At 65.3% G+C, this 12,960-nt stretch carries 12 protein-coding genes; 9 read left to right on the top strand and 3 right to left on the bottom strand.

Annotated features, from left to right (window positions below; all coding sequences use genetic code 11):
- Complete coding sequence (locus ACX80T_RS05745) at nucleotides 1-1,716, bottom strand: bifunctional 3'-5' exonuclease/DNA polymerase (protein ID WP_024475518.1); 1,716 nt, start codon at nucleotides 1,714-1,716, stop codon at nucleotides 1-3.
- Nucleotides 1,717-1,880: 164 nt separating this feature from the next.
- Between ACX80T_RS05745 and ssd the strand changes: the two genes are divergently transcribed.
- From ssd to ACX80T_RS05710, 7 genes are all read left to right on the top strand, one after another.
- Nucleotides 1,881-2,960 (top strand): septum site-determining protein Ssd, encoded by a 1,080-nt coding sequence (ssd, locus tag ACX80T_RS05740; protein WP_459303939.1) that lies wholly within the window; start codon nucleotides 1,881-1,883, stop codon nucleotides 2,958-2,960.
- Nucleotides 2,957-4,213, top strand: coding sequence for a TadA family conjugal transfer-associated ATPase (locus tag ACX80T_RS05735; protein ID WP_443110893.1), 1,257 nt, complete (start codon nucleotides 2,957-2,959; stop codon nucleotides 4,211-4,213). The genes ssd and ACX80T_RS05735 overlap by 4 nt, the downstream gene beginning before the upstream one ends.
- Entirely contained in the window at nucleotides 4,210-5,001 is a 792-nt protein-coding gene (locus ACX80T_RS05730; RefSeq protein WP_024475521.1) for a type II secretion system F family protein, read from the top strand. Before ACX80T_RS05735 ends, ACX80T_RS05730 begins: the two co-directional genes overlap by 4 nt.
- Nucleotides 4,976-5,623, top strand: coding sequence for a type II secretion system F family protein (locus ACX80T_RS05725; protein ID WP_237742060.1), 648 nt, complete (start codon nucleotides 4,976-4,978; stop codon nucleotides 5,621-5,623). Before ACX80T_RS05730 ends, ACX80T_RS05725 begins: the two co-directional genes overlap by 26 nt.
- 188 nt (nucleotides 5,624-5,811) lie before the next feature.
- The gene (locus ACX80T_RS05720; RefSeq protein WP_083850916.1) at nucleotides 5,812-6,030 is read left to right on the top strand and encodes a DUF4244 domain-containing protein; all 219 of its coding nucleotides are present in this window, start codon (nucleotides 5,812-5,814) and stop codon (nucleotides 6,028-6,030) included.
- Nucleotides 6,031-6,055: 25 nt separating this feature from the next.
- On the top strand, nucleotides 6,056-6,526 hold the full coding sequence (locus ACX80T_RS05715; protein ID WP_019483167.1) for a TadE family type IV pilus minor pilin: 471 nt from the start codon (nucleotides 6,056-6,058) through the stop codon (nucleotides 6,524-6,526).
- Complete coding sequence (locus ACX80T_RS05710; protein WP_019483168.1) at nucleotides 6,523-6,990, top strand: Rv3654c family TadE-like protein; 468 nt, start codon at nucleotides 6,523-6,525, stop codon at nucleotides 6,988-6,990. Before ACX80T_RS05715 ends, ACX80T_RS05710 begins: the two co-directional genes overlap by 4 nt.
- Nucleotides 6,991-7,082: 92 nt before the next feature.
- On the opposite strand, the gene ACX80T_RS05705 is transcribed toward ACX80T_RS05710, so the two are convergent.
- Both ACX80T_RS05705 and ACX80T_RS05700 read right to left on the bottom strand, forming a co-directional pair.
- A complete protein-coding gene (locus ACX80T_RS05705; protein ID WP_116778730.1) occupies nucleotides 7,083-9,416 on the bottom strand; it encodes a DEAD/DEAH box helicase in 2,334 nt (777 codons plus the stop codon).
- 48 nt (nucleotides 9,417-9,464) lie between these two features.
- Nucleotides 9,465-10,115, bottom strand: coding sequence for a GNAT family N-acetyltransferase (locus ACX80T_RS05700; RefSeq protein ID WP_024475523.1), 651 nt, complete (start codon nucleotides 10,113-10,115; stop codon nucleotides 9,465-9,467).
- A 98-nt stretch (nucleotides 10,116-10,213) separates the two neighbouring features.
- Between ACX80T_RS05700 and trhO the strand changes: the two genes are divergently transcribed.
- Together trhO and ACX80T_RS05690 are read left to right on the top strand one after the other, a co-directional pair.
- A complete protein-coding gene (gene trhO, locus ACX80T_RS05695) occupies nucleotides 10,214-11,140 on the top strand; it encodes an oxygen-dependent tRNA uridine(34) hydroxylase TrhO (RefSeq protein ID WP_024475524.1) in 927 nt (308 codons plus the stop codon).
- Nucleotides 11,137-12,774 (top strand): DUF7059 domain-containing protein, encoded by a 1,638-nt coding sequence (locus tag ACX80T_RS05690; RefSeq protein ID WP_459303938.1) that lies wholly within the window; start codon nucleotides 11,137-11,139, stop codon nucleotides 12,772-12,774. The genes trhO and ACX80T_RS05690 overlap by 4 nt, the downstream gene beginning before the upstream one ends.
- The last annotated feature ends 186 nt before the right edge of the window (nucleotides 12,775-12,960 follow it).

Genomic DNA, 12,960 nt, shown 5'->3' with positions numbered 1-12,960 from the left:
CTATTTGGCGTCCGCGTAGGAATCCACCACCACCACATTGACCGCAAAGTCGATGGGTATGTCCCCGAACATCAGCCGGGTCGCCGACTGTGCCGCGTCGGTGACCACCCGGCAGACCTCGTCGACCTGGGATTCGGGGACATGCAGCATCACCTCGTCGTGCAGAAAGAACACCAGTAGGTCAACGGGGGCTGGAACTGCCTTCGCGCGCAATTGACGCCGCAGTTCCGCGAGCCAGCAGAGCGCCCATTCGGCGGCGGTCGACTGGACCACAAAGTTGCGGGTGAACCGGCCACGCGATCGGGCAAGACCTTCCGCACGACGCTGCTCATCAGCGGTGGAGCTTTGCTGCGACGCCAGCCACGCGTCAGTTGCCGGGGGGCAACCGCGTCCCAGGTAGCTGCTCACCACACCACCGGCCTCGCCCGTGCGGGCAGCACTCTCCACGACCCCGATAGCCTGCGGATAGGTGCGGGCCAGTTGGGGCATCAACCGGCCAGATTCGCCGGTAGTGGCGCCGTACATCGCGCCCAACATCGCAAGTTTGGCCTTGGCCCGGTCGCCAAAGCCCTGCTCGGCAATCCCCTGATACAGGTCTTTCCCCCGGGCCGCAGTTGCCAGCGCCGAATCACGGCCGAGCGCTGCCAGCACCCGGGGTTCCAGCTGCGCTGCGTCAGCCACCACAAACCGATAGCCCGGATCGGGTCGCACCGCGTCACGGATCTGTCGAGGAATCTGGAGGGCGCCGCCACCCCTCGAGGCCCACCGCCCCGATACCACTCCACCCACCACATACTCGGGTCTGAAGCGGCCGCCCTGCACCCAGGCATCCAACCAGGTCCACCCATTGGCGGTCAGCAACCGGGAGAGCTTCTTGTAGCGCAGCAGGGGTTCAATCCCCGGGTGCTTGTGCTGTTCCAGCTCCCAGGACCGCGTGCTGGTTACCTCGATGCCTGCCCGGTGGAGCGCTCGCAGCAGCTCCTGCGGTGAGTCAGGGTTAAAACCGGGGTTGTTCAGGTGCACCCGTAGCTCACCGGCTATCCGCTCCAGCTCAGCAGGCCGCACGCCTTCACGGGGGCGGGGACCCAGCTGCGATTCCAGCAGCTCCTCATGGAGATCACGACGCCACGGTATTCCTGCGTTCTCCATCTCGGCGGCCAGGAGGGCGCCAGCCGATTCAGCCGCTAGCAGCAGCGACAGCCGTTGGGGAAACCGCCCTTCCGCAACAGCCTGCTGCTGGTCGCGGAACTCGGTGAGAACCTCGTCCGGCCCGGGTCCGCCGGGGGCGGAGGGGGTCTCGAAGAGGCTGAACTGCCCTATCGATGCGGCAACCGGGGGAAGTTGCCGCGCGGGGGCCTGATCCTGTGCGTCGGCGCTGTCCTGCAGCTTGGTGATGTAGGGCAGGTCAGCTGCGAAGCGAGAGTGCCGCAGGATGTCCCGGCACAGGCTCAGGTCATGGCACCGCTCGACGCTGATCTTTTGGTGCAGGAGCTGCGGGTACCAGTTGCGGGTGGCATCCCACACCCAGCGCACCTTCTGCGCCTCAAAGTGGCGGACGGCCGCGGCAAGTTCGTCGTGCCCGACGACGACGGCCGCACCAGTGGCCGATCCCGACGCATCCGCGGGCTGCAGCACGGCGACGGCGTCGTCTGTCGACCCCCCAGCCGGCCAGGCAGGGCTGCCTGGAGCGGGCGGTGAGGACACGACAACATACATGGCTCTATTGTCTCCCGCCCCACAGACAATCCTGGTCGGGCTCGACACCCCGCAAACCGCTCCTGTGGAGGCACCCGTCCTCCACAGGAGCAATTGTCGGACGCCTGTCCACATACGCCCGCTAGACTGCCCGGGCATCAGCTCCGGGGCCCCACGCTTGACCCATGACAGAAGGACGTCCCTGGCTCCCGGCTTCCGGGCGGGCAGGCGTAGCGTTGGTGACCAGCTCGCAACGCATCCGGGATGAAACCGCGAGGGTCGCGGCCGCGGCAGGGCTGGAGCTGACTGTGACGACCACGCTCCCCGAAGCCCGCCAACTGCACCCCGCCGTGCTGCTCGTGGGCAGCGACAGCGCCGAAACAGGATCAGCAACTGACGGTGAGCTGATCCTGGTGGGCCTATCTGGGGAAGACGGTGCAGTGTGGCAGACAGCAACCCGCCTCAACGCCTCCCAGGTTGCCCTGCTACCCGCTGCTGCCGGCTGGCTGGTGGAACGCTTCGCTGGCCTTCGGGCAAGCGGCCCGCGCGGTCACGTCCTCGGCGTGATGGGCTGCACGGGCGGAGTCGGAGCCAGTTCGCTGAGCTGCTGGCTCGCACTCGCCGCGGCCCGGTCCGGTCGGTCGTGTCTGCTCCTCGACGGTGATTGTGCGGGCGGGGGACTGGATCTCGCCGTATCTGAATCGCTCTCCGGTATCCGGTGGGAAGATCTCGGTGAGGTCAGCGGCACGCTCAACCCAGATCAACTAGTGGATGCGCTCCCCGTGGTCAGGGGTGTATCAGTCCTGGCCATGGGAGGTTCGCCGGCGATTGAGGCAGGGATACTCGGCTCTTCAGCTGTTAAGTCAGTGCTGGACGCGGTTCGAAGCGGTTTTGACCTGACGATCGCTGACCTTCCGTCCGGGTGGCCCTGGGGCGGACCGCTGCTTCCCTTCTGCGACGAACTGGTGCTGCTCGTCCCGGGGCGCCGTCGCCCCCTCGCTGTGGCTCATTCGATCGTGCAACAAACCCAGTTTCTCCCCGTCGGTCTCGTGGCCCGCGGCCCATTCGCTCAGGGCCTGGATCCGCACCGGGTGGCCGAGCTGGCGGGTGGGCCCCTAATTGGGCATCTTCCGCAGCTACGCGGCGTCCCCACGGCTGAACGGCAGGGACGACTCCTAACAATTGGCAAGCACCGCCGGGTGCAGGCCCTCACCGCGCAGGCGTTGGCCACGGTGCCTTTCCATGCGAGGGGAGCCAGGCCGTGAGCGATCTGACACGCAGCCGACACCGTGACAATACGCACCGTGACAATACGCGCCGAGACAGCGCGGGCCCTGACAGCGCGGGCCGTGATGATGGGAACCGTGGTGCAGCCGCGGCGATGGTGAGCGAAGTGCGCCAGGCGGTCCTTGCCGACCAGCTACCGCTCACCGGGGCTCGTCTGGCTGCCGCCGTCCAATCGACGGGCAAGCTGCTGGGGGCCACCGGAATGCTCCGGACCGTTGACCAGGTGCAGGCGGAGCTGCAGGGGTTGGGGCCGCTGCAACACCTTCTCGAGGACCTCTCCGTGACAGACATCCTGGTCAACGGGCCCGATGAGGTGTGGGTCGACGGGGGCGCCGGACTGCGGCGAACCTCCCTCCGTTTCCGTACCGATGCTGAAGTGCGTACCTTGGCAACCCGGCTCATTTCAGCCGCTGGTAGACGTCTCGACGACGGCAACCCGTGCGTCGACGTCCGCCTGGCTGCATTTCGCGTCCATGCTGTCCTGCCACCGGTGTCCAACCGGGGCACCCTGCTGTCTATCCGCGTTCAACGCCATCGTGAGTTCACCATGGACGAGCTGATCCAGTCGGGAACCCTTGATCCGCTGATGGCCGAGGTGTTGCACGCGGTAGTGGTGCGGCGGCTGAACTTCCTGGTCAGCGGTGCAACTGGCACCGGCAAGACCACGCTCCTGTCGACGCTGCTGGCCCTGAGCGCTTCCTCTGAGCGCCTGGTGACGGTTGAGGATGCGGCTGAGTTGAACCCGCGTCATCCCCACGCAGTATCTTTGCAATGCCGCCACAATAATGCGGAGAGCTCCGGTGCAATCGACCTGGCGGAACTGGTCCGACAAGCGATGCGGATGCGTCCCGACCGGCTGATCGTCGGGGAGTGCCGTGGCGCGGAAGTCCGGGAACTCCTCGCGGCGATGAACACTGGTCACTCCGGTGCCGGCGGCACGATCCACTCCAACTCAGCTGAAACCGTCCCCGCACGGTTGATGGCCCTGGGATCCCTGGCCGGCCTGAACCGTGAAGCAATCACCCTGCAAGCCGCCAGTGCGCTGGACGTCGTGGTGCACCTGGTACGCAGCCCGGGGGGACGGCAGGTTGCGGTGATCGGCCTGGTGGAACTTGACGACGCCGGCGCGCTAAGAGTTCGCCCCGCCCTTGTCCGGTGCGGCGGTGGATGTGAGGCGGCGCCGGGCTGGGCGCGGTTGCAGGATCTGCTCAGGATTGGACCACAGTCATGACGGGATTCGCCGTCGGCGGGTTGATGCTTGTGGCCTTTCTCATCCTCGCCGTAACGGAGGTCCGGAGGGAGGGCCAGAACAACGCTGGGGAGCCAACCGGGGTCGGGAACCGGATCGCAGCGACGCGCAACCTGACCCGACCCGCCCAAGTAGCCCCGTCGGAGCTGCCCCTGTTCGTGTACCAGCTGACAGCGCTGCTGCAGGCGGGAAGGGCGCCGCACCAGCTATGGCAGGACATGACCGTGGTGTATTCGGCGGCCGGCAGGGAACGGATCCCGGGTTCCGGTCCTGGGTTCGAACAGGTTGCGCTGCCAGTTGTTCGCGCCGCCCAGCAGGCAGCAGCAATCGGGGCTGGGATCCCGGAGGTCCTCCGGCGCGCAGCAGCTGATCCGCACGGACGCGAACGCTGGCGCCTTAGCCGAGTCAGGACCCCACCAGCGGACTGTTCAGGCATGTGGCGGGACCTGGCGGTATGCCTGGAAGTATCCGAGCGAAGCGGCGCGCCACTGGTCGAAGTCCTGGGCCGGTATGCCGCCCAGTTGGAGCAATCACTCAGCGCCGCTGCGTCACGGGCAACGGCGCTGGCCGGGCCAGCCGCCACCGCGCGTCTCCTCGGCTGGCTCCCGATCTTCGGACTTGGGCTGGGCTACCTGACCGGCGCTCAACCCCTCGCTATCCTGTTCGGGTCGCTTCCCGGGCTGGTGTTGCTGTGTACAGGGAGCCTTCTGATGGTGGGCGGACGAGTCTGGTCCAATCGGCTTGTTGCCGCTGCGGCCCGGGACGGCTGAGGTGACCGGGCTGCTGGTCTTTAGCCTGACGGGCGCGGCTTTCCTCCTGCTGACAGCGTCCCAGGGGCTGGTTGGTGTGAGGTGGGGTGACAGGGAGGTTCCCGGGCACCGGACAGGTGCACCGCCGTGGCGGTGGCGCCGCGGCGGTGCGCCGCACGCGAAGAATCAGGACGCAGACGTCCTCGACACCGCATTGATGATTGATCTTCTCGCCGCAATTCTGACCGCCGGGGCGCCAATCGGAGTTGCTCTCACATCACTCGCTGGCTCCTGTCCACCGTCGTTGGCACGTGGCCTGCGAGCCGTGGCGAGTGCCCTGTCACTAGGCGCTGATTGGGACGTGGCGTGGAACTCAGCCGTCGCCCGCTCAGATGTCCGGACGGGGGAAATCCTCGTGGTGCTCAGCAGCGCTTTGCGGTTCGCTGCACTCACCGGTGCCTCGTCAGCCGGAATTGTCCACACCCATGCATCGCAGCTCCGGCGCCGCAGAAATAGCGAAGCAGAGCAACGAGCGGCCACGCTCGGCGTCCGGCTCGTGGTGCCTCTGGGTCTTTGTTATCTCCCGGCGTTCATCTGCTTCGGGGTGCTTCCGGTGGTCTTCGCCCTGGTTCCGGAGTGGTGACGCCAGTGAATACCGATCTACTGAGACTTGTCCACATAACCCGGTTGCGGCGCCCAACGGCCGGGCACTGCCGGGCAGAGTGTGAAGAGGGCGTCCTGGCGCCCACCAACAACCTCCCAGATACCCACAGTCGGAGAGGACGGCGCAGTTCGCCGGTGCTGCAGCATACGAATACTAAGGAGAGAGATATGTCGTCAGTAAGAGGGTCAGGTTCGCAATGGAGACGTCGGGTTGCCGACCGGTGGCACCGCCTAGCCAATTCGGAGGCCGGGATGGCCACCGCCGAGTACGCGATTGCCACGCTCGCCGCGGTGGGATTTGCTGCCCTCCTCGTGGCGGTCCTGTCGAGTGGGGAGGTCAGGGGAATGCTGATGTCCCTCATCAGCTCGGCCCTGAGTTTCGGGTAGCTGGCTGATGCCAGGGATCAGGCCGGTGGTGATACGGCAGCGCGGTGCGGTGACGGCAGAAGTCGCGATTGCGCTGCCGTCGCTGGTTTTGCTCCTCGCGCTCCTCCTGGGTGCCGCAACCGCGGGACTGACGCAGCTGCGGTTGGAGGAGGCGGCCCGCGCAGGTGCCCGGGAGGTCGTGCGCGGCGAGTCAACGGGTCAGGTGCAAACGACGGTGCGGCGCCTTGCAGGTGGGAATGTGCAACTTGATCTAGTGAGCGACGGTGGCTGGTCAACGGTGACAGTCAGCTCACGTCTGGCCGTCCCGTTGCTGGACCAGTTGGGGTGGGAGCTGTCAGCGTCAGCAACGGCGCGCTCCGAGCTGCAGAGCGAGGAGTCCGCACCCACTCAGACCGGGACAGCCGGGCGTTATCACCTACAACCCGAGGCCCCGATCGGACCAGACGCGCCGCGGATAGGCCCGGTAGGCCCCGTAGCGACGGCAGGTAGGACATGAGGAGTCTGTGCGTCGCCAGGAGCCCCCACGCTGAAACCGGCGCCGGGGCGCACGCTGAAACCGTCGCCAGGAGTCCCCACGCTGAAACTGGCGCTCAAACCGGCGCTGAAACAGGGGCCGGGACCGCACTGATCTGTGGGTTCGCGCTGGTGGTTCTCACCCTGATTACGGCAGTAATCTTGTTGGCCCAGGTCGGTACGGCAGCGGCACGGGCAGCTACCGCCGCTGATCTCGCGGCCCTGGCCGCCGCCGACGCGTCGCGTGGATTGACCGCGGGAGATCCCTGCACTGTCGCGATGGAAACCGCTGCGGCCCATGGCGCCTCCGTGCAGGCCTGTGCCCGGGAGGGTCCCGGGGGCACCATCGTGGAGGTGCGCACTTCGTTCACGGTGAAGGTGGTGATTGCCGGGTACCCGTTGCTGCCGGATGCAATGGGTCGGGCACGCGCCGGACCGCCGCCCTAGATCCGAATCCGCATCCGAATCCGAATCCGGAACGGAAACAGGAACCTGGACAAGGACAGGGAAGCGCCGGTCGCCGCACCTGGCCAGCGGTCCTAGCGGTGCGACGGGTTGGGGTCCTGCGCCAGGATCAATGCCAATAGTGTTGCGGCGCCGGACTTACTCAGCGGGTTGTTGCGGTTGCCGCACTTGGGCGACTGCACGCACGAGGGGCAGCCCGTGTCGCACTCGCACGCATCAATGGCGTCGAGGGTCGCCTTGACCCAGATCCGGACGGCTTCGTAGCCCCGCTCGGCAAACCCCGCCCCGCCGGGATGGCCGTCATAAACGAAGATGGTAGGGAGCATCGTGTCGGCGTGCAGTGCGGTTGAAACTCCACCAATATCCCATCTGTCGCTGGACGCCACGAGGGGTAGCAGACCGATGGCGGCATGTTCCGCGGCGTGGAGGGCGCCCGGCAGATCGGCCGCGGTCAGGCCGCTGCCTTCCAGTAGCTTCTGGTCGAACTCGAACCAGACACCCTTCGTGTGAAGATCCCGGGCCCCGAGTTCGAGCGGCTCTTCACCAAGGATTTCGTTGGAGACGAAGGCCTTCCGTTGAAACGACACCACCTGCGTGGTCACCATTACCTCGCCGAACCGGATCTGTAACCCGCCCCAGTCCTGTGTCCGGCTGGTGCTGATCACTTCAATCTCGGTGATATCCCTGGCCTGGGTGTAGTAATCCGGGTTGGACCGGGTCACCATGGCGCAATGATCCTGTTCGTTGAGCTCGTCGACCACGTAGGTCTGCCCTTGATGCACATAGATCGCACCGGCATGCGCCTGATAGTGGCTCTGCGGCGAATCCATGGTGCCGAGCATGGTCCCGGTCCCGGTCTCGACAATGCTGATCGGGCCGCCACCGTCGGCGCGCAGGCTGACCATCCCGGCAGCGCTTTGCGGGTGCGTCCAAAACCATCCGGCGGGCCGCTGGCGGAGGAACCCCTGGCTGACCAATTTCGCGAGCAGGTCCTCAACCCCGGAACCGAAGAGCGCGAGATCAGCCGATGTCAGCGGCAACTCGGCGGCGGCTGCGCAAAGGTGTGGGCCGAGCACATAGGGATTGGTGGGGTCAAAAACGGTAGCTTCCACCCCGACGTCGAACACTGCCTCCGGATGATGCACCAGATACGTGTCGAGTGGGTCATCGCTCGCGATGAAGGCTGCGAGCGCGTCCTGCCCCGACCGTCCGGCCCTGCCGATCTGCTGCAGGAGCGAGGCCCGGGTGCCGGGCCACCCTGCTACCAGAACGGCGTCCAGCCCGGAGATATCGATACCAAGTTCAAGCGCGGGCGTGCTGGCAATACCGAGCAGCTGCCCGCTGCGCAGCGCTGACTCCAGTTCCCTGCGCTCCTCGGGAAGGTAACCCGACCGGTACGCAGCAACCCTGCCGGGCAGGCTGGGATGAACCTCATGGAGCAGCCGCTTTGACATCGCGGCGATGCTCTCCGCTCCCCGCCGCGACTTGATGAATGCGATCGTCCGGACCTGTGCGGAGACCAAATTGGTCAACAGGTCAGACGTCTCAGCGATGACGGTCCGGCGTTTGGGGGCACCGTTCTCTCCCCGCAGATCAGTGAGTTCTGGTTCCCAAAATGCTACGGTCGTTGACCCATGTGGGGAACTGTCCTCCACTACCGGCGTCGCCTCACTGCCAATCAGTTTCCCGAAGGAGGCACCAGGATCGGCCGACGTGGCGGAAGCGCCAATGAAAACGGGGGAGACGCCGTAGTACTCACAGACGCGCCGCAGACGACGCAGCAGATTCGCCACGTGGGAGCCGAAAACCCCACGGTAGCTGTGGGCTTCATCGACGATCACATACTTCAGCCGACGAAAAAACCTGGCCCACCAGGAATGGTTGGGCAGGATCCCGTAATGCAGCATGTCTGGGTTCGCCAGCACCAGGTTTGCGTGGTCTCGGATCCACCGGCGGGCTGTCGGATCGGTGTCGCCGTCGTACGTTTCCGCCCGGACCGTCGGAATGTTCATGGCCTTCACTGCCGCCAACTGATCTGCGGCGAGTGCCTTGGTTGGTGCGAGATAGAGAGCCACCGAACCGGTGGGCTCCAGCGAGGTCCGGTCCCCTAACGCGGTCCGGTGAATCTCGTCGAGCACCGGCAGCTGGTAGGCAAGCGATTTCCCGGATGCCGTGCCGGTGGCCACAATGGTGTGCCGACCGCTATGCGCAGCGTTTGCTGCGATCACCTGATGCCGCCAGGGGGTAGACACGCCCAACGACGCATAGGCAGCGACAATATCGGGGTGGGCCCAGTCCGGCCACGGCTCGGTGACGGCCTGCCGGGCGGGAATCTCCCGAACGTGAACCAGCTGCTCCGGTTCGGCGCCCCCACCAAGTAGGGGAATCAGGGAGTCATGAAGGGCCACCTTGCCATTGTGTCACTCCGGCGGGTGCGGAAAACCAGAAAAGGTAGGTTAGGCGCGAACCACGAAGACGTCGGCGAGATGCTGCCAGCCCAGGTACTGATACAACTGCTGGCCGTCAGCCGACGCCATGAGCAGCCCGTGTTCCACATCGTCTTCCAGCACCGCCGAGGTAAGCGCACGCATCACGTAGCTGCCGAGCCCGCGACGACGGAACTGTTCACTCGTCAGGATGCGGTCATAGACGGCGAAGCCCTGTTCCACTGCGACTGATCCGCGGGCCGCCTCCTCACCGTCGGCGGTCACGATGACCCGGCGACAGGTTGGCTCACGAAGGTGGGTAATGGAGAACACCTCATCAGGCGGGCGAGGGTCCTCGACGTCCTGACCGTCCATGTTCACGGTCATCAGTGCCTGATGGTTGTCAATCACCCTCAGGCCCAACGGGCTGAGTAGGCCGAGTAGTTCGTCCATCCGGGTGGTCACCACGGTGAGGAGACGATTCGGGTCGGCTCTGGTTTCAGCTGCGAGCGAGAGTGCCAATTCGTCGGTGGGTTCATACAAGAAGTGCTCCTGCTGATTGCCGTGATCCGTGAGGGATACGGACACCGTGCGGCCGTCGTCGTGCGGCTGATAGCTCCGGCAGGAGGACCAACCGGAGATCCACGTCTTCAGCAATTTTTCGGAGAGATGTGCACTCATGAAATGACCTTAGGCTTTGTGGCTGGTATTGAACATAGGACACCGAAGCCGTAGTCGATTCGAGACCTCACCGAGGGCGGACCGTTATGCTTGACTGCGTGTCCATGAACCGCATTGTGCTGTATTACGCTTTCACCCCGCTACCCGATCCGGAGGCCGTCCGACTCTGGCAGCGGGCACTCTGCGAGAAGCTCGGGCTCCGGGGCCGAATCCTGCTATCGAAAGACGGGATCAATGGAACCGTCGGCGGCGAATTGAACGCCATGAAGCAGTATGTGAAGGCAACCCGCGAGTATCCGGCCTTCAAAAAGATGGACATAAAGTGGTCCGAGGGCGGGGCAGCTGACTTTCCCCGGCTCAGCGTCAAGGTACGAGACGAAATCGTGTCTTTCGGCGCCCCCGCGGAGCTCAAAGTCAACGAGGACGGCGTTCTGGGTGGCGGCACGCACCTGAAACCCGCGGAACTGCACCGCCTGGTGGATGCCAAAAAGGCCAGTGGTGAGGAAGTGGTCTTTTTCGACGGTCGCAACGCGCTGGAGGCGCAGATCGGCCGGTTCAAAAACGCGATCGTCCCGAATGTCGCGACCACCCAGGACTTCGTCAATGAACTCGACTCTGGTCGGTATGACGACCTGAAAGACAAACCGGTGGTCACCTACTGCACTGGGGGGATCCGCTGCGAAGTTCTGTCCAGCCTGATGATCAATCGCGGCTTCACCGAGGTGTACCAGTTGGATGGCGGAATCGTGCGGTACGGGGAGGAGTACGGTGACTCGGGCCTCTGGGAGGGGTCCCTGTATGTTTTCGACAAGCGCATGCACATCGAGTTTTCACAGGATGCAAAAACCATCGGCAAGTGTGTTCGCTGTGAGACACCGACGAACAAGTTCGAGAACTGTTCCAACCTCGCCTGCCGCAATCTGACCCTGTACTGTGCGGACTGCGCCGCTTCCCCATCGACGCTGCGCTGCCCTCAGGGCTGCGAATCCGATGAGGCCGAGGCAACCGCCGCGGGTGCTGCGTGAGGCATGCCGAGTTCACCAGCGATGTCCCTGATGCACCGCTCAGCAGTGACAAGGCGCTCCTGGCGGCCCTCACCGCCGACCTTCAGTCACTCAATTACACGCCCGACGGCGTCGCCGGGCTCATCGGAGTCGAAGCCTGGGAGTCGCTCGAGAAGGATCAGCTGATCCCCGCGCTCCTCGTCTGTCGGCAAGCGGACACCGCAGCCGGGGATGAACCCACTGCTGCGGTGCTGCTGTGGCTGCTCGGCGAAACGGTACCCGAAGCCCAACTCAGCGAAGCCTTTACCCGAACCACACCAGTCGGGCTGGGCCAGCTGGGGCTGGCTGAACGGGATGGTGCGGACGGCTGGCGGGCGGTTGTCGACCTCCGCCCCTACACCTCCGACGCCGGGGGCGATCTGTGGGTGGCCAGCGACCTGGGCCAACATCAGCGGCCCGGGGTGCTCCGCCGCGATCACGTCCTCGGTATCGGCCAGGCTTCTCGCACCCTGGCCCAACTGACGGTCCGGCCTGTCGTGGACCGTGCCCTGGATCTCGGCACCGGGTGCGGCATCCAGACCTTCCACCTCCTTGGCCATGTTCGGCATGTCACTGCCACCGATATTTCGGCTCGAGCGCTTGCGTTTACCCGTTTCAACCTGCTCCTGAATTCTGAAGCGTTGGGGCTGGACCCCGATGACCTCGGAAACCGGGTCACCCTCCGGCAAGGCAGCCTCCTCGATCCGGTAACCGGCGAAACGTTCGACCTGGCAGTTTCCAACCCTCCGTTCGTCATCACGCCCCGTCGCCCGGGGGAAACCGCTGATAGCCAGTTCACCTACCGTGATGGCGGGCTGCCCGGCGACGATATTGTCTCGACACTGTTCAGGGAACTACCTTCCGTCCTCACCCCGGGTGGCACGGCCCAGCTGTTGGGCAACTGGGAAATTACCTCCGGGGCGAGATGGCACGATCGGATCGAGTCCTGGCTTCCCGCCAGCGTGGACTGCTGGGTTCTGCAGCGGGAACAGCTGACGCCGTCGGGCTACGCGCTGACCTGGCTGCGGGACGCCGCCGAAACCCGTGATCCGGACGCGTTCGTTGACCGCTACGCGGCCTACGTCGACGACTTCCGGTCCCGCAACGTTGAATCAGTCGGCTTCGGCGCGGTGCTGCTTCGTACGCAAGGAGTGCCGCGCACCGGCCAGCCCGCCATCCACCAGGCTGCCTCAGCACCGGAGGTGCCGCTCCGTCGGTTCGAGGAAATCACGCACGCGCTGGAGCAACCGATTGCCCCGCACTTCGCCGCCGGCATGGGCAGGTACGACTGGGCCGTCGAGCACGCCGGTGACCTACCCGAGCAACATTTGCTGGTGGCCGACGACGTCACCGAGGAACGCCACCAGCGCCCGGGCGCCGAACATCCCGGAGTGATCCTGCTCCGGCAAGGTGCTGGCTTCCGGCGCACCAACCTGCTGAGCACCGAGTTGGCGGGCTTCGTTTCCGCCTGCGACGGTGACCTCTCGGCCGGTCAGATCGTGATGGCTCTCAGCGCCCTCCTTGGCCAGGACGACGACGCCTTCCGGGCCGCGCTGCTGTCCGACGTGAGAGAGCTTGTCCTGGACGGATTCCTGATTCCGGCAGCAGCCAACTAACGCCGGAAGGCCACCGATCCCGGCCGCCAGCCCGGGTGCCGGGCAGCCCCGGCGAGGAGAGGTTGTGCACAGTTATCCCCCTTTTGTGACCACCGGTACACCGAAGCCGTTACCCTATTGCAGGAAGGCATGCCGCATACTGTGAAGGGTATGGGGGCTCATAGCCTGAGCCGCCCCGTTACGAAG

It is taken from the genome of Arthrobacter sp. Sr33, assembly GCF_054511195.1.
The sequence above is the reverse complement of the archived record's forward strand: the minus strand, read 5'-3'. Positions and strand labels throughout refer to the sequence as shown.

What these genes read in the sequence shown, in the direction of transcription:
- ACX80T_RS05730 (WP_024475521.1), top strand. Translation starts at nt 4,210, where the DNA reads ATGACGGGATTCGCCGTCGGCGGGTTGATGCTTGTGGCCTTTCTCATC.
- ACX80T_RS05745 (WP_024475518.1), bottom strand. Translation starts at nt 1,716, where the DNA reads ATGTATGTTGTCGTGTCCTCACCGCCCGCTCCAGGCAGCCCTGCCTGG.
- ACX80T_RS05700 (WP_024475523.1), bottom strand. Translation starts at nt 10,115, where the DNA reads ATGAGTGCACATCTCTCCGAAAAATTGCTGAAGACGTGGATCTCCGGT.
- ACX80T_RS05720 (WP_083850916.1), top strand. Translation starts at nt 5,812, where the DNA reads ATGTCGTCAGTAAGAGGGTCAGGTTCGCAATGGAGACGTCGGGTTGCC.
- ssd (WP_459303939.1), top strand. Translation starts at nt 1,881, where the DNA reads ATGACAGAAGGACGTCCCTGGCTCCCGGCTTCCGGGCGGGCAGGCGTA.
- ACX80T_RS05710 (WP_019483168.1), top strand. Translation starts at nt 6,523, where the DNA reads ATGAGGAGTCTGTGCGTCGCCAGGAGCCCCCACGCTGAAACCGGCGCC.